Genomic DNA, 19152 nt, shown 5'->3' on the forward strand with positions numbered 1-19152 from the left:
GGATGTTATTCGATTCCACCGTACGCAAAGAGTTGGCGCGCAGCTTCGGTGTGACCCTGGTGGTCATCCTGACCATCGTGCTCACCATGATGCTGATCGGCGCGCTGCGCCAGGCCGCCGGCGGGCGCGTCGCACCCCAGGACGTGCTGCTGCTGATGGGCTATACGGCCCTCGGCCATCTGCCGACCATACTCAGCCTGTCGCTGTTCATCGCCGTGGTGGCCACCCTGGGCCGCATGTACCGGGAGTCCGAGATGACGATCTGGTTCGCCAGCGGCGTGGGCCTGACGCGCTTCGTGCGCCCCGTGCTGAACACCGCCTGGCCGGTGCTGCTGGTGATCGTGCTGCTGCTGGTTTTCGTCTGGCCCTGGGGCAACCGCAACAGCACCCAGCTGAAGGACAGCTACGAAAAGCGCTCCGACCTCTCGCGCGTCGCACCGGGCCAGTTCCAGAGCTCGCGCGACGGCAGCCGCGTCTTCTTCATCGACCGCGACAGCGAGGCCGGCGACGGCGGCCGCACCGGCCGCAATGTCTTCATCCTGACCAGCAAGGACCAGACCGAGGCCGTCACCACCGCCCACAAGGGCCATATCGAGCTGCAGGAGGGCGACCGCCAGCTGGTGCTTGAAAAAGGCCAGCGCAACGAGATCGATGCCAAGACCGGCAACAAGACCCTGGCCCGCTTCGACAGCTACCGCCTGTTGGTCGACCCCCAGGTGATGCGCGCCACCGAAACCCTGCCGCCCAAGGCCACCGACAGCGCCGATCTGCTGCTCAACCCGACGCCCCGCAATCTGGGCGAGCTGACCTGGCGGGTCGGCCTGGCCCTCGGCGCCTTCAACATGGTGCTGCTGGGCGTGGGCATGTCGGCCTCCAATCCACGCCGCCCCAACAACTGGGGCCTGCTGTTCGCCCTGCTGAGCTTCGTCGTGTATTTCAACCTGATCAACCTGTCCCAGTCCTGGGTCGCCGCCGGGCGCCTGAGCATGGGCGCCGCGCTGGCCCTGGTGCATGGCAGCGCCCTGGCCGTCGCGCTGCTGCTGATCGCGCTGCGCGACCAGGGCAACCGCCTGAGCCTGCGCCGCGCCGCCGCAGGGGCCACTGCATGAAGACGGTCCGTCGCCTGCTCTATCGCGATCTCATCGGCTCCGTACTCTTCGTGGCCCTGGCCTTTCTGTCGTTGTTCTATTTCATCGACTTCGTCGACGATCTCGACGACCTGGGCCGCAAGGGCGTGAGCGCCGGCAAGGCCGCCTGGCTGGCCCTGCTGGAAGTCCCCGGGCATTTCTATGAGCTGTTCCCGATCGCGGTGCTGATCGGCAGCATTTATTCCCTGGCCCGCATGGCCCAGTCCAGCGAATTCACCATCCTGCGCACCGCCGGCCTGGGCCCGGGCAGGGCCTTGAGCCTGCTGACCAGCCTGGCCCTGGCCTTTGCGGCGCTGACCTTCGTGGTCGGCGACTACGTCGCCCCGGCGGTCGACCGCTATGGCGAGGCGCAACGCGCCCTGTTCATGGGCGAGCGCACGCGCGTCAATGGCGGCGCCTGGCTGAAGGACCGACAAACGGTGGACGGCGCCGAACGCAGCTATTCGGTGCATGTGGGCCGCGTGCGCGCCCCCGGCGAGCTGGAACGGGTGCGGGTGTTCGAGTTCGACGCCCAGGGCGCCCTGCTCTCGCGCATCGAGGCGGCCCATGCCCGCGTCGACGCGGGCGGCCTGTGGCGCTTTGGCGAGGTGCTGCGCACCCGCTGGATGGGCGGCCTGGCCCCCGAGGTCAGCGAGCAGCGCCTGCCCACGCTGGACTGGCGCAGCGGCCTGAATGTGGGCGTGATCACGGCCGCGCTGCTGCCGGCCAAGGACATGTCCACCGCCGAGCTCTACAACTACACCCGCCATCTCTCGGCCCAGGAACAGTCGGCCCAGCAGTACGACATCCAGTTCTGGCGCAAGGCCTTCTACCCCTTCGCCTGCCTCGTGATGGTGGCCCTGGCCCTGCCCTTCGCCTATCTGCACGGGCGCGCCGGTGGCATCAGCCTGAAGGTGTTCGGCGGCATCATGCTGGGCATCAGCTTCGTGGTGCTGAACAACCTGGCCGGCCATCTGGGTCTGCTGAAGGGCTGGACGCCCTGGGCCGTGGCCGCCACGCCCAGCCTGATCTACCTCGCCATCTCGCTGGCCGCCTTCGGCTGGCTCGTCCGTTATCGCTGAAGGACGGCGGACATGGAAGGCCTGCTGCTCTTTGCCCATGGCGCCCGCGATCCCACCTGGGCCCGGCCCTTCGAGGCCATCGCGGCGCGCATCCGCGCCGACCGGCCCGGGCTGCCGCTGGCCTTGGCCTACCTGGAGCTGATGGCGCCCGACATCGAGACCGCCGCCGCGCAGCTGGTCGCGGCCGGCTGCACCCGCATCCACATCGTGCCGATGTTCCTCGGCGCCAGCGGCCATGTGCGGCGCGATGTGCCGCCGCTGCTCGACAGCCTGCGCGCCCGCCATGGCCTGGAATGGCTGCTGCATCCCGCCATCGGCGAACAGGACGCGGTGATGCGGGCCATGGCCGACGCCAGTCTCGACTTCCTCTCGAAGCCCCACGCATGAACCTGCACCAATTCCGCTTCGTCCAGGAGGCGGCGCGCCGCAACCTGAACCTGACCGAGACCGCCAAGGCGCTCTTCACCTCCCAGCCGGGCGTCTCCAAGGCCATCCTGGAGCTGGAGGAGGAGCTGGGCGTCGATATCTTCTCGCGCCACGGCAAGCGCCTGCGCCGCATCACCGAGCCGGGCCAGCAGGTGCTGAAGTCGATCGAGATCATCATGCGCGAGGTCGGCAACCTGAAGCGCATCGGCGAGGAATATTCCAAGCAGGACATCGGCACGCTGTCGATCGCCACCACCCACACCCAGGCGCGCTATGTGCTGCCCGAGCCGGTGGCGCAACTGCGCCGCCGGTTCCCCCAGGTGCATGTCAGCCTGCACCAGGGCAATCCCGAGCAGGTGGCGCGCATGCTGATCGACGAAAGCGCCGATGTGGGTCTGGCCACCGAATCGCTGTCCGAACACACCGAGCTGGTGACCCTGCCCTGCTACGAATGGCAGCATGTGCTGGTCGTGCCCCGGGACCATCCGCTGGCCGGCGTGGAGCGCATCAGCCTGGAGCTGCTGGCCGAGCATCCGCTGGTGTCCTACCACCCCAGCTTCACCGGCCGCACCCGCATCGACCGCGCCTTCGCCGCGCGCCATCTGCAACCCAAGATCGTGCTGGAGGCGATCGACTCGGACGTCATCAAGACCTACGTGAAGCTGGGTATGGGCGTGGGCATCGTCGCCGAGATGGCGGTGCGCGAGGACCCGCCCGGCAGCGACCTGGTCGCGCGCCCGCTGGGCCATCTGTTCGGCCAGAACGTGGCGCGCATCGCCTTCAAGCGCGGCGCCTATCTGCGCAACTATGTCTACGCCTTCGCCGAGTTGCTCTCCAGCCGCCTCAACAAGCCTCTGCTGGAGCGCGCCATGAATGGCGAGGCCAGCGACTACGACCTCTGACACCCGAGCTCATTTGCCCATGTCGATCCCCAGCCCGAGCAGCCGTCTGCCGCAAGTCGGCACCACCATCTTCAGCACCATGTCGGCGCTGGCCCACGCGCATGGCGCAGTCAACCTGGGTCAGGGCTTTCCGGATTTCGACTGCGATCCGGCCCTGGTGAACGCGGTCGCCCACGCCATGCGCGACGGCCACAATCAATACCCGCCGATGCCCGGCGTGCCGGCGCTGCGCGAGGCCGTGGCCGCCAAGATCGCCACGCTCTACGGCCACCGCTACGACCCCGGCAGCGAGATCACCATCACCGCCGGCGCCACCCAGGCCATCTTCACCGCCCTGCTGGCCATCGTGCATCCGGGCGACGAGGTGATCGTGCTGGAGCCCTGCTACGACAGCTACGCGCCCAATATCGAGCTGTGCGGCGGCACCGTGGTGCGCGTGCCGCTGACACCGGGCAGCTTCCGGCCCGACTTCGAGCGCATCCGGTCCGCCCTGAGCCCGCGCACCCGCGCGCTCATCATCAACACCCCGCACAACCCCAGCGCTACGGTCTGGAGCGATGCCGACATGCGCGCGCTCGCTGCGCTGCTGGCGCCCACCGGGGTGCTGCTGATCAGCGACGAGGTCTACGAGCACATGGTGTTCGATGCCGCGGTGCACCAGAGTGTGGCGCGCTTCCCGGAGCTGGCCGCGCGCAGCTTCATCGTCTCCAGCTTCGGCAAGACCTATCACGTCACCGGCTGGAAGGTCGGCTATGTGGCCGCCCCCGCCGCGCTGACGGCCGAGTTCCGCAAGGTGCACCAGTTCAATGTATTCACGGTCAACACGCCGGTGCAGCATGGCCTGGCCGCGTTCATGGCCGATCCGACCCCCTATCTGGAGCTGCCGGCCTTCTACCAGGCCAAGCGCGACCTGTTCCGCGCCGGCCTGGCCGCCACGCGCTTCAAGCTGCTGCCCTCGCAGGGCAGCTACTTCCAGTGTGTCGACTACAGCGCCTACAGCAGCCAGGGCGATGCGGCCTTCTGCGAGTGGCTGACGCGCGAGATCGGCGTCGCGGCCATCCCGCTGTCGGCCTTCTATGCCGCCGGCAGCGACGCGCCCATCATCCGCTTCTGCTTCGCCAAGAAGGACGCGACGCTGCGGCTCGCGCTGGACAAGCTCAGCCGCCTTTGAACTGCGGCACGTCGTCCAGCGGAATGTCCACCTGCAGCGGCGCGCCGGCATGCCCGCCGGCCGTCGTCTGCCACATCATGGTCGCCATCATGTCGGACGAGGCCTTGGCCGAGGGCGAGTCCAGCGGCAGAAAGAGATCGATCTCCTCGCCCCGCACATCGTGCTCGGACAGGTCGCGCGCCACCGCATAGAGCAGCAGCAGCTCACGGCTGGCCGGCAATCCCAGACCGGCACCGCCCGGACCGACCAGCAACTCGTGCAGCAAGGCCATCGCGGCACCGCGGTCATGCCAGCGCCGCTGCAGCCGGGCCAGCACCTCGCCCTGCCCTTCCAAGCCCGGCCCCGCCTTGAAGTCCGACTCCCAGGTCGGTGCCGGCACGCCGAAACGTTGCGCGTAATCGGCGGCCTCCGCCTCGTAGGCCGCCCGCTCGCCGCGGCGCTGCTGCAGCTCCATCAGTTTCAGGTACGGCAACGCGCCGCCGCCCAGATGCGCCTGCAGCAGTTCGAGCGCCGCCTGTTCCTGGCCCAGCACCAGGAAAAAGTCGACCTGCTGCTCCAGATCGATCAGCTCCTCCACGGTGCCGCGCACGATGGCGGGCTGCGTAGTCCTGGGCCGAGTCGGCTCCTGATTCGGCACCTGACCCGGCATCGGGTCCAGCAGCTGGAGACTGATCGGCTCCGGCTCGATGGCCGTCCCGGGCGTCTCGAACGCGGGTTCGGCAGCGGCCGGCATATGCGGCGCCAGGCCGGCCCACGCGGCATCGGCCATGGGGTGCGTTTCGGGGCCCAGTTCCGGCTCGGAAAGCGGCATGGCCGCCGAGGGCTGCGCCATGCGCGCTTCCGCGTCGACCTCCGCCTTGGGCAAGGGTCTCTGCGCCGTGGCCTTCTCCTCATCCCACCAGACCGCCGCCTGGCGCCTGCGATCCTGTTCGCGCGCGCGCCACAGCCAGAGGCAGCCCAGGGCCAGCAGCAGGCTGAGCAGCCCCAGGGCATAGCTGAGCAGGTTCGAGGGCTGTGCAGCAGCCAGCCTGGCCTGCGCCAGCTCGACCTGCAGGGCGGCCAGGCGCGCCTCCGTGGCCCGCTGCTGGGTCTGCATGGCCTGCAGGCTTTGCTCCAGCTCGCCCATGCGCTGCTGGGCCTGTGGATCGACGGCCGGCGGGCTCGCCGCCAAGGCCTCCGCGGGTTCCAGCCGCAGGCGCGGCGCGCCTGCCTCGGCCTGGATCGCCGGGGCCGGCGCCGCCACCGGACGACGCTTGCGCACCGGGGGCTTGCGCGGTGGCGTCTTGGCGGTCTCGGTGTCGAGGCGCGCCGCCGCCGCAGCGGGCACCGGCGGGGCCTGCAGGACCGACGGCCTGGCATCGACGGTGCCGAGCGCGGCACGCAGGGCCGGCGAATGATCGGGCAGTTGCGGCGTCTCGGCGACCGCCGAAGGCTCGGTGCTGCCCGGCGGATCCATGAAGACGGTGAACTGGCGCATCAGACGCACCGGACAGCCCAGGCTCAGGCTGACCGTCACCAGGGGCTCGTCCACCTGCACCAGGCTGCGCACCCGCAGTGCGCGTACCGAGGCCTCGCCCTCGCCTTCCAACTGCACCAGCACCTGGTTCTGCGGCAGGCGCGCATCGCCGGCCAGCACCTCGGCCTGTGCACAAGCGGTTCCCAGCGTCTCGCCGGCCGCGAGCCGCACCGGGACTATGAAGTTCAGCGCTTGCCCCAGCGCCGACTGCGTCTGCGCGCGCCCCAGGCCGATGGCATGCGCCCCGGGCAGGCTGGCGCCCAGCGCCATGCTGGCGATCAGGGTCTTGAGTGCTAGTGGGGATCGGGGCATCTGCAAATGCCGGCCTCGCCTGTTTGTTTGCAGGCACTCTAGCATGGGGCGCCGCGCTGCCGGCAGCGGGTGCAGGCCCCAAATAGGTGGTCGGCGGCCCGGGTTGTCTCCTAGTTCATACATTGCCGCCCCCTCAAGCCGACTCGTGGACAATGGCTGGGCCCGGCAGCCGCCTGCTGTCACGTCAGCGACTAAGCATGAATAGCACGGTTCTTACAATCCCCGAACGCAGCAATATCGAGTCGGGGTCGTGGTTCTCCAAACTGTCTCTGCCCTTGCGCAGCGACATTCTTTCGCGCGCCTTTGTCCGCCGCCTGAACGACGGAGCCCTGATGTCCTGCCGCGGCGAGCCCGCGGAGGAATGGATCGGCGTGGCCAAGGGCGCGGTGCGGGTCAGTTCGGTCTCTCTCTCGGGCAAGCAGATCACCTTGACCTATGTGGAGCCCGGCACCTGGTTCGGCGACATCTCGCTGTTCGACGGCCTGCCGCGCACCCACGATGCCACGGCCCATGGCGAGACCACCCTGCTGGTGGTGCGCAAGCCCGATTTCAAGGAGCTGCTGGCGCGCCACTCCGAACTCTACGAGGCGCTGCTGCGCCTGAATTGCCGGCGTCTGCGCCTGATGTTCGACGTCGTCGAGGACCTCAACACCCGCCCGCTGGCGGCGCGCCTGGCCAAGCAGATCCTGCTGCTGGCGCGCTCCTACGGCGTGCCGCAGGGCGAGGAGATCCGCATCGGCCTGCAACTGGCGCAGGAAGACTTGGCGCAGATGCTGGGCGCCTCGCGCCAGCGCGTCAACCAGGAGCTCAAGGGCTTCGAGCGCGACGGCGCGGTGCGCGTCGAGCCCACCCGCCTGGTGGTGCTGAGCAAGGAAAAGCTGATGGCCATCGCCGGCCGCTAGCGCGGCGCGCCATGGGCCGCCTGATCCACAAAAACCAAGGAGACCCATGGAAGACTTCACCGGAACCCGCGCCCTCTCGCAGTCGCTCGACGACAAGGCCCTGTCCGCCTGGCTGGCCGGCGCGGTGCCAGGTTTTGCCGGCCCGCTGACGGTCGAGCAGTTCAAGGGCGGGCAATCGAACCCGACCTACAAGCTGATCACCCCCGGCGCCCGCTATGTGATGCGCAGCAAGCCGGGCCCGCAAGCCAAGCTGCTGCCCTCGGCCCATGCGATCGAGCGCGAGTTCAAGGTGATGCAGGCGCTGGCCGGCTCGGACGTGCCGGTGCCGCGCATGCTGGCCCTGTGCGAGGACGAATCGGTGATCGGCCGCGCCTTCTACATCATGGAATGCGTCGAAGGCCGCGTGCTGTGGGACCAGAGCCTGCCCGGCATGAGCCCCGCCGAGCGCGGCGCCCTCTACGACGAGATGAACCGCGTGATCGCGGCCCTGCACCGCGTCGACTTCAAGACCATCGGTCTGGCCGACTATGGCAAGCCCGGCAACTATTTCGAGCGCCAGATCGGCCGCTGGAGCAAGCAGTACATCGCATCGGCGACCCAGCCCATCGAGGCCATGGACCGGCTGATCGAATGGCTGCCGCAGCATATCCCGGCCTCGGCCCTCGATGCATCCGAAGTCGCCATCGTGCACGGCGACTACCGCCTCGACAACCTGATGTTCCACCCCACCGAACCGCGCGTGCTGGCCGTGCTGGACTGGGAGCTCTCGACCCTCGGTCATCCGCTGGCCGACTTCAGCTACCACTGCATGTCCTGGCATATCCAGACCTCGGGCGCGGCGCGCGGCCTGGGCGGCAAGGACCTGGCCGCCCTGGGCATCCCGGACGAACTGAGCTATGTGCGGCAGTATTGCGAGCGCAGCGGCCGGGCCGATGTGGCCGCGGTGATGCAGGACTGGAACTTCTACCTGGCCTACAACCTGTTCCGCATCGCCGCGATCCTGCAGGGCATCGCCAAGCGGGTGGAGGCCGGCACGGCCTCCAGCGAACGGGCCCGCGAGGCCGGTGCCGGCGCGCGGCCGATGGCCGAACTGGGCTGGGCCTTCGCCCAAAAGGCCCGGAACTGAGAGCGCGGCGGGCAGGCCCTGCATCCCCGGCCAAACCCGGGGGCCGGGCGCAGCGCCCAGGGGATGGACCGATCAGCCGGCCGGCTGGCTCTGCCAGGCCACCGAGGTGGTGGTCGGCCAGGGGCCGCCGTCGACCAGCCGCGCATTGACGCGCTGGGCCTCGCGGCAGGCGATCTCGAGCAGCTTCACCAGGCCCTGGATCTCGCCCAGCGTGGGCTCGGCCATCGCCACGCGCAGGTACACATTGCCGCGCAGCGCCATCAGCACGAAGGGCCGCTCGGGCTGCAGCAGTTCCTGACCGGCCTGCACCAGCTGTTCGCTCAGGGACCCCTCCAGCCAGACGGCCGCCACCTCCTGGTTCACGCCCAGCACGCCGAAGCGCTCCTTGAGCAGTTTGTGCGGATAGTTCTTCAGCTTGGCGAACATCACCAGCCAGCGCATCTCTTCCGGCGTATCGGTGTCGACGCGGGTCTTCAGCGTGTCGGTGTAGGCCTCGAACACCGCCTTCTCCAGCCGCTCCATCAGGGAGCGCGCCAGCACCATCATCTGCAGGTCGGTATGCAGGCCCAGCTCGCAGCGCATGCGCAGCTCGTGGCCTTCGATATAGCTGCGCTGCGAGGGCGCCCACTCGATGCGCAACGAGCCCGGCGTCGCCTTGGCCTGCTCGATCTGAAAACCGCTGGCATCGCGGTTCTGCCGGAAAGCACCACCGCGCTGCTCGGCCCAGTCGGCCACGGTGCGCCAACGCGCGGCATTGGCGCGGGCCACAAACCAGCGTTTGACTTGCTTAATTAACATGAGCTAGCACAATGAGTCGGCGCAGTCTGGAGAAAGAACAATGATCGAAGTCTATTCATGGCCCACACCGAATGGGCACAAGGTTCACATCATGTTGGAAGAATGTGACCTCCCGTATAAGGTGATCCCCGTGGACATTGGTGCGGGGGCACAGTTCGAGCCGCATTTCCTGTCCATCAGCCCCAACAACAAGATTCCCGCCATCATCGACCCCGAGGGTCCGGAAGGCAGGCCGATCTCGCTGTTCGAATCGGGCGCCATTCTGCTCTACCTGGCGAGCAAGACCGGGCGCCTGTTGCCCAAGGACACGACCGGCAAGTACGAAGTGCTGCAATGGCTGATGTTCCAGATGGGCGGCGTCGGTCCGATGCTGGGCCAGGCCCATCACTTCCGCATCTACGCGCCCGAGAAGATCGACTATGCGATCAAGCGCTACACCAACGAAGCCCTGCGCCTCTACGGCGTGATCAACAGTCGCCTGGCCGTCAGCAAATACCTGGGCGGGTCCGAGTTCTCGATCGCCGACATCGCCACCTTCCCCTGGCTGCGCTCCTGGAAGAACCAGGGCGTCGAGCTGTCGGACTATCCGCACCTGAAGGGCTGGTTCGACGAGATCGCCGCGCGGCCGGCGGTGCAGCGCGGCGTCGAGACCCTGAGCCAGCAGCGCAAGCCGCTGGTGACCGACCAGGCGCGCGAGATGCTGTTCGGGGCCACCCAATACAAGCGGCACTGAGCCCCCCACCCCCCTACGCGCTGCGCGCGCCCCCTCGAGGGGCGCCACCGGCAGGCCGGCAAAGCCGGATCCGCGGCGTCCGCTGGGGAGTTCCGTTCGTTTGAGGCACTGGGCAAGGCCCCGCCGGTCCTGCTACTCTTCGCCGGCCCGCCGCCGGGCGACGCCAGCTCAAGCAGGAGTGATCCATGGCCCAACTGCATGTCAACGGCAAGCTGCACAGCATCGAGGTCGAGCCCGACACGCCCCTCCTGTGGGTGCTGCGCGAACAGCTCGGACTGACCGGCAGCAAGTACGGCTGCGGCATCGCGCAATGCGGTGCCTGCACGGTCCACATCGACGGGCAGCCGACACGCTCCTGCGTGCGCCCCGTGTCGACGCTGGACGCCAAGGAGAAGATCGTCACGATCGAGGGCCTGAGCCCCGATGGCAGCCACCCGGTGCAGCAGGCCTGGGCGCAGCTCGACGTGCCGCAATGCGGCTTCTGCCAGAGCGGCATGATCATGGCCGCCGCGGCGCTGCTGAAGAGCAAGCCCAAGCCGAGCGATGCCGACATCGACGCGGCGATCAGCAATATCTGCCGCTGCGGCACCTACAACCGGGTGCGCGCCGCGATCCACCATGTGGCCGGCGGCGCCAAGCGTGCGGCCATCCCCATCAGCATTGTCGGCATCGTCGATGGAGGTGAGGCATGAGCCGCGCAGCCGCAGCCACCCGCCGCCAGTTCCTGCAGAGCGGCGCCGCGCTCGGTGGAGGCCTGATGCTGGGCTTCCACATCCCCGAGACCGCGCGGGCCCAGAGCAGCAGCCACCCCGAGATCAACGCCTGGGTGCTGATCAAGCCGGACGACACGGTCGTGATCCGCATCGCCCGCTCCGAGATGGGCCAGGGCTCGCTGACCGGCCTGGCCCAGCTGGTGGCCGAGGAACTGGAATGCGATTGGGCCAAGGTCCAGACCGAATACCCGACCCCGGGGCAAAACCTGGCACGCCAGCGCGTCTGGGGCAATTTTTCCACTGGCGGCAGCAGGGGCATCCGCGAATCGCACGACTATGTGCGCAAGGGCGGCGCGGCCGCGCGGCTGATGCTGGTGCAGGCCGCGGCCGAGCGCTGGGGCGTGCCGGCCGCCGAATGCACGACGGCCAGGAGCCTGGTCAGCCACCGGGCCAGCGGCCGCTCGGCCAGCTACGGCCAGCTCGCCGAGGCCGCGGCCAGGCTGGCGCTGCCGGCCGACGTGAAGCTGAAGGACGCCAGTGCCTGGACCCTGGCCGGCAAGCCGCTGCGGCGCCTGGACACCAAGGACAAGCTGACCGGTGCCCAGGTCTACGGCATGGACCTGAAGCTGCCCGGCATGCTGAACGCGGCGATCAAAGACTGTCCGGTATTCGGCGGCAAGCTCAAGAGCTATGACGAAGCGGCGGTGCTGAAGCGCCCCGGCGTCAAGGCCGTGCTGAAGGTCGGCGACAGCGCCGTCGCGGTGGTGGCCGACACCTGGTGGCGCGCCAAGACCGCACTGGATCTGCTGCCCATCGTCTGGGACGAGGGCCCGAATGCCAAGCTCGGCAGCGCCGACATCCAGGCCACCCTGAAGGAAGGCCTGGACGCCAAGGAGGCCGTCTCCGGCAACAAGCAGGGCGATGCGCCGGCCGCCATCGCGGGCGCGGCGCGCAGGCTGGAGGCGGTCTACAGCTACCCGTTCCAGAACCACGCGACGATGGAGACCATGAACGCTACCGCCAAGATCACGCCATCTGCGCCAGGGACGCCCGAGCGCTGCGAGGTCTGGACCCCGACGCAGAACGGCGAAGGCGCCTTGGCCGCCGCGGCCGAGGCCGCCGGGCTGCCGCCGGCGCAATGCGAGGTCTACAAGCTGCACCTGGGCGGCGGCTTCGGCCGGCGCGGCGCGGTGCACGACTGGGTGCGCCAGGCCGTGGCCATCGCCAGGCAGTTGCCCGGCACGCCGGTGAAGCTGATCTGGTCGCGCGAGGAGGACATGCTGCACGGCCGCTACCACCCGGTCACGCAGTGCAAGCTGACGGCCGGCCTGGACGCGCAGGGCCAGGTCACCGGCCTGCACATGCGCATCTCCGGGCAGTCCATCGTCGCCGGCATCTTCCCGCAGAACATCCGCGACGGCCGCGATCCGGTGGTGTTCCAGGGCCTGAACCCGGATGGTCCCGAGGGCCATCTGGGCTACCGGTTCCCGGCCGTGCTGATCGAGCATGCGATGCGCAACCCGCCGGTGCCGCCCGGCTTCTGGCGCGGGGTCAATCTGAACCAGAACGCGATCTACATGGAATGTTTCCTCGACGAGATCGCCCATGCCACGAAGAAGGACCCGCTGGCCCTGCGCCGCGAGCTGCTGGCCGGCGCGCCCAAGCATCTGGCGGTGCTGAACGCGGTGGCCGAAAAGGCCGGCTGGGGCAGGCCCGCGCCGAAGGGGCACCATCGCGGCCTGGCCCAGATCATGGGCTTCGGCAGCTATGTGGCGGCCTGCGCCGAGGTCTCGGTCACGAAGGGCCAGCTGAAGATCCACCGCATCGTCGCCGCCACCGACTGCGGCCATGCGGTCAATCCGCAGCAGATCGAGGCCCAGGTCGAGGGCAGCTTCGTCTACGGCCTCTCCGCCGCGCTGTGGGGCGAATGCACCTTGAAGGACGGCCGCATGGAGCAGGACAACTTCCACACCTACCCGGTGCTGAAGATGGAGCATATGCCCAAGGTCGAGACCATCGTGATGCCCTCGGGCGGCTTCTGGGGCGGCGTGGGCGAGCCGACCATCGCGGTGGCGGCGCCGGCGGTGCTGAATGCGATCTTCGCGGCCACCGGCAAGCGCATCCGCGAGCTGCCGCTGAAGAACCAGCTCGCCGCTTGACCGAGCGATGTGGCGGGGGCTGGCCTTGATGCTGCTGATGCTGAACCAGGCACCGGGACGGCCCGCCCCGGCGGGGGATGCGCAGCGCGGCCGCGCCATCGTCGCCGACCGCCAGCAGGGCCTGTGCCTGCTGTGCCACCAGGCGCCCATCGCCGAGGAGCGCTTCCAGGGCGATCTGGCACCCGACCTGGCCGGCGCCGGCGCGCGCTGGAGCGCGGCCGAGTTGCGCGCGCGCCTGGCCGACGGCCGGCCCGGCTCCATCATGCCGGCCTATGGCCGCCGCGATGGCCTGAGCCGCGTCGGCCGCGCCTGGCAGGGCAGGCCCATCCTCGACGCGCAGCAGATCGAGGATGTCGTGGCCTATCTGCAAACCCTGCAATGAGTCAAGCCGGCAGCGCCCTGCCCCGCCGCACCCTGCTGGCCGCCGGCTTGGCGCTGTGGCTGCGCCCGGCCGCGGCCACGCGCGCCGAGCTGCAGGCGGCGATCCAGGCCTTCGCGGCCGGCACCACGCCGCAGCGCGGCCGCATCGCGATCGAGATCGCGCCCCTGGTCGAGAACGGCAATGCCGTGCCGCTGACCGTCACGGTCGACAGCCCGATGACGCGCGAGCAGCATGTCCGGGAAATCGCGCTCTATACCGAGCTGAACCCGCAATGCGAGGTGGCGCGCTACCGGCTCGGGCCTCACGCCGGCCAGGCGCTGGTGGCCACGCGCATCCGCCTGGCCACCAGCCAGCAGCTGGTGGCGCTGGCGCGGCTCAGCGATGGCTCGGTGTGGACCCACAGCGTCGATGTGGTCGTCACCCTCGCCGCCTGCGTGGAGGGCGGCTGAGATGGCCCGCGCGCTGATCACGATGCCGGCCAGCGCGCCGCGCGGCAGCCTGGTCGAGATCCGCACCCTGATCGCACACCCGATGGAAACCGGCTACCGCCGCGACGGCGACGGCACGCTGCTGCCGCGCAATATCCTGCGCCGCTTCGAATGCCGCTTCAACGGCGAGCTGGTGTTCGCGGCCGAACTCTTTCCCGCCATCGCCGCCAACCCCTATCTGGCCTTCCAGCTGCGCGCCAGCGAGAGCGGCAGCTTGAGCTTCACATGGCAGGGTGACGGGGGCTTCGAACAGACCGAGACCGCGAGCATCACCGTCACATGAGGCGTCACATGGGGCGTTGCATGAGGGCCTGGCTGCCGGCATTGCTGATCCTGCTGGCGCCCCCAGCCCGGGCCGGCTCCGGCTTCGAGCTGATGAGTCCCGCCCTGCAGGCCATGCAGCGCGACGACGGCCAGAACCCGGCCATGCTCTGGGTGCAGGGCGGCGCCCAGGCCTGGCAGCGCGACTGCGCGGCCTGCCACGGCAAGGCCGAGCACAGCATGCGCGGCGTCGCCGCACGCTACCCGGCCTTCGATGCGCGGACCGGCACGGCGCTGAACCTGGCCCAGCGCGTCAATGCCTGCCGGGCCCGCCATCTGAAGCAGCCACCGCTGGCGCCCGAGAGCGAGGAGCTGCTGAGTCTGACGGCCCTCCTCGGCCTGCAGTCGCGCGGCCTGCCCCTGAACCCGCCGGACGACCCGAGACTGGGGCCGGGACGCGAACGCGGCCGCCTGCTCTACAACACCCGCATCGGCCAGTTGAATCTCGCCTGCGCCCAATGCCATGACGCGAACGCCGGCCGGCGCCTGGCCGGCAGCCTGATCCCGCCGGGCCATGTCAATGGCTATCCGCTGTACCGGCTGGAATGGCAGGGTCTGGGCTCGCTGCAGCGGCGCCTGCGCGGCTGCATGACGGGGGTGCGCGCCGAGCCTTATGCCTGGGAGGCCCGGGAGCTGCTGGACCTGGAGCTCTACCTGACACAGCGCGGCGCCGGCCTGCCGATGGAGACGCCGGCGGTGCGTCCCTGAAGCGGCGCGGCCGCACCGCTACAGTGGAGGCCGGAGATCGACCAGGAGACTTTATGGATCAGGTGAGTCCGGCACGGCTGGCGGTGCTGACCAGCGGTGGCGACGCCCCCGGCATGAATGCCGCGCTGCGCGCCGTGGTCCGCGTGGGCGCCGCGCGCGGCTTCGAGGTCTTCGGGGTGCGACATGGCTTCAGCGGCCTGATCGCAGGCGACATCGCGCGGCTGGGCCCGCGCGATGTGGGCGGCATCATCGAACGCGGCGGCACCCTGCTGGGCAGCGCACGCTGCCCGGCGCTGAAAACCCCGGCCGGCCAGCACGAGGCGCTGGCGCAACTGCGCAGCCGCAGCATCGATCGGCTGGTGGTGATCGGCGGCAACGGTTCGCAGACCGGTGCCTGGACCCTGTCGCAGCGCGGGCTGGCAGTGGTGGGCGTGGCCTCCACCATCGACAACGACCTGCTCGGTTCCGACCTGACGATAGGCTGCACCACCGCCGTCGACGTGGCGCTGGAATCGGTGGACCGGCTGCGCACCACGGCCTCCTCGCAGGGCCGCGTGTTCCTGGTCGAGGTGATGGGGCGCGACTGCGGCTACCTGGCGCTGCAGGTGGGCATCGGCAGCGGGGCCGAGCTGATCGTCACGCCCGAGGCGCCGCTGGCGCCCGAAGCGATCGCCGCCGGCGTGCAGGACGCCTATGCGCGCGGCAAGAGCCACGCCATCGTGATCGTCGCCGAGGGCGCGCCGCTGGATGCCGCGGCGCTGGCACGCCATTTCGAGCAGCAGCATGCCAATCTGGGCTACGAGCTGCGCGTCTGCCAGCTCGGTCATGTGCAGCGCGGCGGGGCGCCGGGCGCCGTGGACCGGCTGCTGGCCACGCGGCTCGGCGCCGCGGCGGTGGACTGCCTGGCCGAAGGCGTGCACGGCGTGCTGGTGGGCATGATCGCCGGCCGGCCGGCGCGCACGCCGCTGGCCGAAGTGGCGGGCCGCACCAAGGCGCCGGACCCGGCGCTGCTGGCCCTGGCGCAGACCCTGGCTCGGTAGGCCCGCTGCCCCGCGTCAGCGCCCGGCCGGCTCGCCGCGCAGATCCTGCATCAGGCGCCGCCACTCCGGGCTGGCCGCCAGCGCCTCGCGCGCATAGCGCTGCAGCGCCCTGGCGTCCTCGGGGTCGATGCGCAGCGAGGTGCTGGCCTCGTTCAGCGGCGGGCGCTTGACGCCCTGTGGAGGCGCCACCAGGCTGATCTCGATCACGTAGAAATCGGCATCGCGCTCGAAGGTGCCGGCCAGCTGGGCATCGGCCGCGAAATAGAGCTGGGCGCGCCAGCGCAGCACCTCGCTCTTCAGCGTATTGATGCTGCCGGCGCTGTAGCGGTCGATCGGGATGTCGATCAGCGAGCGGAACTGGCGGATCAGCCCCGGCGTGTTGGACAGCGCGTCCTCCTGGAAGCGCTGCTGCACCTGGGCGTTAACGATGATGAAGACCGCCTTGCGCACGCCGCGCAGGCCGGCCTGGCGCACCGTCTCGACGATGCTGCCGCGCGCCGACACCGCCTCCAGCGTGGTCTGCACCCCCGTGTTGTCGGCCAGGCCGCCGTCCAGCAGATGCAGGTAGCGCCCATGGGCCGGCCAACTCTCATCCTCGGCGATCACCACCGGGCATCGCTCCTGGTGGTTCCACAGGGTCACCGGCGAGAACACCAGCGGCGCCGCCATCGTCGCGGCCACCGCGCGGCTGATCGGAAAGGCATTCAGGTCGGAACAGATCTGGTCGAACTGGTCCTGCGTGAACTCGAAGCGCCCGCCCAGCTGCATGTCGGTGGCGTGCAGGGTCACCACCGGCCGACGCCGCGTCAGGTCGGCAAAGGTCTTGCCGTGGAAGATGCCTTCGTCCAGCACCTCGGCCAGGATGTCGCCGCGACCGAAATGGCTGGAGCTCTGGCGCCAGATGCCGCGCGGCGTCAGCGCGCGCCCGACGAAGGCCGACTGCAGGTCGTGGCGCAGCACCTCGGACTCGAAACGCTCGAAGGTGGCATCGCGGTTCAGCCCATAGTAGGCCGCCAGCAGCCCGCCGCCGGACACGCCGCTCAGCACGTCCAGCTCGGCCAGCATCGTGGTATCGCGGCCATCCCAATGCACCGGGGTCTGGCGCAACGCGTCCAGCACGCCCAGGCCCAGCGCCGCGGCCCGATAGCCACCGCCGGAAACCGTGGCGATCAGCAGCAGGCTGTCGCTGTTGTCCTCGGACGCCAGCCGGCTGGCCGTATAGGCAAAGGCGCCGGGTTCGGCCGCCAGGGGTTGGTTGACGAAGTAATGGGTTTGCGAGCAGCCCGCCAGGGATGCGGCCAGCAGCAGGTTCTTGCCCGCTCGCCGAGCCAGCCACCCCGCCGCCGATAACGTTCCTGATGCCGCCGCTCTCAGACCCATCGCCCATCCTCCGGGCTCCGAGTCTAACGGCGCCGGGCGCCGCCTCGAGCCGGATTCAGCCGCCGGATTCCAGGCGCGCCGGGCGGGCGTTCAAGGCATCGTAGGAAGCCGGCGTGGCCGCCACACGCACGATGCGCGCCTGCTGTCGGCTCGGCAAGGCCAGGCCGTAGAGCTCGGGGCGGAAGCCACCGCGGCTGCCGTTGGCCCGCGCCCGTGCCAGCTCGCCCTCCAGCTCGGCCACCATCTGGCGGCGCTGGGCCTGCTGCTCGACCTCGCTGCCCGTGGTCTTGGCGCAAGGCAGGACCAGACCGAAGCGCGCCGCCTGCTCGATGCCGATCTCGCGCGGCACATGGGTGGCATGGCGGGCCGCCAGCGCCGCTTCGGCCTGGGCCGTCGGGCAGTCGGGCTGACCCGTCTGCGCAGCCACCGACAGCGAAGCCGCCAGCGCCGCGATGCCGATCAAGGTCTTTGCAATGCTCCAGGTCTTCATGGTCTGCCCTTGCTGATGTGTTTCTCTGCTCGATGGCTGAAATTTAGAGGCAAGCCCGGCGATGAAAAACCCGTGCGCTCGCAATGCAGCGCTTCAAAAATATGAATGATCGGGCGGCGGCGGTCTTCAAAGTCCCAGTTCGCTAAGCCCCGGATGCGGGTCCGGGCGGCGCCCCAGCGGCCAATGGAATTGGCGGTCGGCCTCGCGGATCGGCACATCATTGATGCTGGCGTGGCGGTGCGTCATCAGCCCCTGCGCATTGAACTCCCAGTTCTCGTTGCCATGGCTGCGGAACCAGTGACCCGAGTCGTCGTGCCACTCATAGACGAAGCGCACCGCGATGCGGGGACCGCCCCAGGCCCAGACCTCCTTGATCAGCCGGTAGTCCAGCTCGCGCGCCCACTTGCGTTCCAGCAGGGCCTGGGCGGCCGCGCGGCCCTGCAGGAACTCGGCACGGTTGCGCCAGCGCGTGTCCTCGCTGTAGGCCAGCACCACGCGCGCCGGATCGCGCGAGTTCCAGCCGTCTTCGGCCAGACGCACCTTCTGGACGGCGGATTCGAGCGTGAAGGGCGGCAGCGGCGGGCGGATGTCCATGGAGAAGTCCTTTCAGGGTATGACCAGTACGTAGACAGATCTGTCTATGCACGGCACTCTAGTTCATGTAGACAAGTCTGTCTACAATGACCCCATGCTCTTCCTCTTCCCCACCCCCGCCGACCTGATGGAGCGCCCGGCTCGCGAGCGCATCCTGCTGACCGCCCACGAACTCTTCTACCGCGAGGGCATACGCGCCACCGGCATCGACCGCGTGATCGCCGAGTCGGGCGTGGCCAAGCTGACCTTCTACCGACACTTCGCCAGCAAGCAGGCCCTGGTGTTGGCCTATCTGGAATTGCGCCACCGGGTTTGGATCGAATGGTTCCAGGCCGCGCTGGCGCGCCATGCCCAGCCCGGTCGCGCGGCGGGCGACATCCTGACCGAGGCCGTGGCGGAATGGCTGGGCGACGCGGGCTACCGCGGCTGCGCCTTCATCAACGGCGTGGTGGAGCTGGGCGGCACCGAACCCGAGGTGCGGCGGCTGGCCCAGGCACACAAGCAGGCGATGCGCGCCGCCATCGTCGCCATGCTGCCGGCCGGCCCGCGGCAGCAGGCCCGGGCCGATGCGCTGGCCATGGCCATGGACGGTGCCATCGTGCGTGCGCAACTGGATGGCGGCGCCGCCGCGGCCCTGAGTACGCTGCGACAGCTGGCCGCGGCAGCGCTGCAGACCGCCGACTAGCTGCGCCCGCACGGGCGCCCCGTACCGCCCGTACCGCCCCACGGTTTCCCCAGCCCGCGGGATGGCGGCCCCGACTCGCGGGACCACACTCCAGTCC

21 protein-coding genes are annotated in these 19152 nt (G+C 69.6%); 16 read left to right on the top strand and 5 right to left on the bottom strand.

The features are described 5' to 3' along the window. Positions 1-2 precede the first annotated feature (2 nt). From lptF to AC07OQ_RS11900, 5 genes are read left to right on the top strand one after another with little or no spacing between them, the layout of a single operon-like run. Positions 3-1109 (top strand): LPS export ABC transporter permease LptF, encoded by a 1107-nt coding sequence (gene lptF, locus AC07OQ_RS11880; protein WP_495053336.1) that lies wholly within the window; start codon positions 3-5, stop codon positions 1107-1109. Further along, a complete protein-coding gene (lptG, locus tag AC07OQ_RS11885; RefSeq protein ID WP_495053337.1) occupies positions 1106-2209 on the top strand; it encodes an LPS export ABC transporter permease LptG in 1104 nt (367 codons plus the stop codon). Before lptF ends, lptG begins: the two co-directional genes overlap by 4 nt. A 12-nt stretch (positions 2210-2221) precedes the next feature. Further along, the gene (locus tag AC07OQ_RS11890; protein WP_495053338.1) at positions 2222-2596 is read left to right on the top strand and encodes a sirohydrochlorin chelatase; all 375 of its coding nucleotides are present in this window, start codon (positions 2222-2224) and stop codon (positions 2594-2596) included. Further along, complete coding sequence (locus AC07OQ_RS11895) at positions 2593-3537, top strand: CysB family HTH-type transcriptional regulator (RefSeq protein WP_495053339.1); 945 nt, start codon at positions 2593-2595, stop codon at positions 3535-3537. Before AC07OQ_RS11890 ends, AC07OQ_RS11895 begins: the two co-directional genes overlap by 4 nt. A 19-nt stretch (positions 3538-3556) precedes the next feature. Beyond that, positions 3557-4708: a pyridoxal phosphate-dependent aminotransferase gene (locus AC07OQ_RS11900; protein ID WP_495053340.1), complete on the top strand. Its 1152-nt coding sequence runs from the start codon at positions 3557-3559 to the stop codon at positions 4706-4708. On the opposite strand, the gene AC07OQ_RS11905 is transcribed toward AC07OQ_RS11900, so the two are convergent. After that, complete coding sequence (locus AC07OQ_RS11905; protein WP_495053341.1) at positions 4695-6536, bottom strand: type IV pilus assembly protein FimV; 1842 nt, start codon at positions 6534-6536, stop codon at positions 4695-4697. The two genes, AC07OQ_RS11900 and AC07OQ_RS11905, sit on opposite strands and share 14 nt — an antisense overlap. A gap of 197 nt (positions 6537-6733) precedes the next feature. Here AC07OQ_RS11905 and AC07OQ_RS11910 point away from each other — a divergent pair, with 197 nt between their 5' ends. Both AC07OQ_RS11910 and AC07OQ_RS11915 read left to right on the top strand, forming a co-directional pair. Further along, complete coding sequence (locus tag AC07OQ_RS11910; RefSeq protein WP_495053342.1) at positions 6734-7438, top strand: Crp/Fnr family transcriptional regulator; 705 nt, start codon at positions 6734-6736, stop codon at positions 7436-7438. 46 nt (positions 7439-7484) lie between these two features. Then, a complete protein-coding gene (locus tag AC07OQ_RS11915) occupies positions 7485-8564 on the top strand; it encodes a phosphotransferase (RefSeq protein ID WP_495053343.1) in 1080 nt (359 codons plus the stop codon). Between the two features lie 72 nt (positions 8565-8636). Here AC07OQ_RS11915 and AC07OQ_RS11920 read toward each other — a convergent pair whose 3' ends face one another. Further along, complete coding sequence (locus tag AC07OQ_RS11920) at positions 8637-9362, bottom strand: hypothetical protein (RefSeq protein ID WP_495053344.1); 726 nt, start codon at positions 9360-9362, stop codon at positions 8637-8639. Between the two features lie 40 nt (positions 9363-9402). Between AC07OQ_RS11920 and AC07OQ_RS11925 the strand changes: the two genes are divergently transcribed. The 8 genes from AC07OQ_RS11925 (at position 9403) to AC07OQ_RS11960 (ending at position 15906) form a co-directional block, all read left to right on the top strand. Further along, positions 9403-10095: a glutathione binding-like protein gene (locus tag AC07OQ_RS11925; protein ID WP_495053345.1), complete on the top strand. Its 693-nt coding sequence runs from the start codon at positions 9403-9405 to the stop codon at positions 10093-10095. Positions 10096-10280: 185 nt separating this feature from the next. Further along, positions 10281-10787 carry a (2Fe-2S)-binding protein gene (locus AC07OQ_RS11930; protein ID WP_495053346.1) on the top strand — a complete coding sequence of 169 codons (507 nt, stop codon included), beginning with the start codon at positions 10281-10283 and terminating at the stop codon, positions 10785-10787. Further along, positions 10784-12967 carry a xanthine dehydrogenase family protein molybdopterin-binding subunit gene (locus AC07OQ_RS11935; RefSeq protein WP_495053347.1) on the top strand — a complete coding sequence of 728 codons (2184 nt, stop codon included), beginning with the start codon at positions 10784-10786 and terminating at the stop codon, positions 12965-12967. The genes AC07OQ_RS11930 and AC07OQ_RS11935 overlap by 4 nt, the downstream gene beginning before the upstream one ends. Before the next feature lie 7 nt (positions 12968-12974). Continuing rightward, entirely contained in the window at positions 12975-13349 is a 375-nt protein-coding gene (gene soxX, locus AC07OQ_RS11940) for a sulfur oxidation c-type cytochrome SoxX (RefSeq protein ID WP_495053348.1), read from the top strand. Then, positions 13346-13798 (top strand): SoxY-related AACIE arm protein, encoded by a 453-nt coding sequence (locus tag AC07OQ_RS11945; protein ID WP_495053349.1) that lies wholly within the window; start codon positions 13346-13348, stop codon positions 13796-13798. The genes soxX and AC07OQ_RS11945 overlap by 4 nt, the downstream gene beginning before the upstream one ends. 1 nt (position 13799) lies before the next feature. After that, the gene (gene soxZ, locus AC07OQ_RS11950; protein WP_495053350.1) at positions 13800-14120 is read left to right on the top strand and encodes a thiosulfate oxidation carrier complex protein SoxZ; all 321 of its coding nucleotides are present in this window, start codon (positions 13800-13802) and stop codon (positions 14118-14120) included. A gap of 20 nt (positions 14121-14140) precedes the next feature. Continuing rightward, positions 14141-14866: a sulfur oxidation c-type cytochrome SoxA gene (gene soxA / locus AC07OQ_RS11955; protein WP_495053351.1), complete on the top strand. Its 726-nt coding sequence runs from the start codon at positions 14141-14143 to the stop codon at positions 14864-14866. A 53-nt stretch (positions 14867-14919) separates the two neighbouring features. Beyond that, positions 14920-15906, top strand: a complete 987-nt coding sequence (locus AC07OQ_RS11960; RefSeq protein ID WP_495053352.1) for an ATP-dependent 6-phosphofructokinase — start codon at positions 14920-14922, stop codon at positions 15904-15906. Positions 15907-15921: 15 nt separating this feature from the next. Here AC07OQ_RS11960 and AC07OQ_RS11965 read toward each other — a convergent pair whose 3' ends face one another. The 3 genes from AC07OQ_RS11965 to AC07OQ_RS11975 all read right to left on the bottom strand — a co-directional run bounded on the left by AC07OQ_RS11965 (position 15922) and on the right by AC07OQ_RS11975 (position 18370). Next, complete coding sequence (locus AC07OQ_RS11965; RefSeq protein ID WP_495053353.1) at positions 15922-17286, bottom strand: patatin-like phospholipase family protein; 1365 nt, start codon at positions 17284-17286, stop codon at positions 15922-15924. 55 nt (positions 17287-17341) lie between these two features. Then, positions 17342-17776: a hypothetical protein gene (locus AC07OQ_RS11970; RefSeq protein WP_495053354.1), complete on the bottom strand. Its 435-nt coding sequence runs from the start codon at positions 17774-17776 to the stop codon at positions 17342-17344. 126 nt (positions 17777-17902) lie between these two features. Next, a complete protein-coding gene (locus AC07OQ_RS11975) occupies positions 17903-18370 on the bottom strand; it encodes a nuclear transport factor 2 family protein (protein WP_495053355.1) in 468 nt (155 codons plus the stop codon). Between the two features lie 94 nt (positions 18371-18464). On the opposite strand from AC07OQ_RS11975, the gene AC07OQ_RS11980 reads away from it, so the two are divergent. Beyond that, a complete protein-coding gene (locus AC07OQ_RS11980) occupies positions 18465-19055 on the top strand; it encodes a TetR/AcrR family transcriptional regulator (RefSeq protein WP_495053356.1) in 591 nt (196 codons plus the stop codon). The last annotated feature ends 97 nt before the right edge of the window (positions 19056-19152 follow it).

This window comes from Roseateles sp. GW821-FHT09B06 (genome assembly GCF_059418245.1).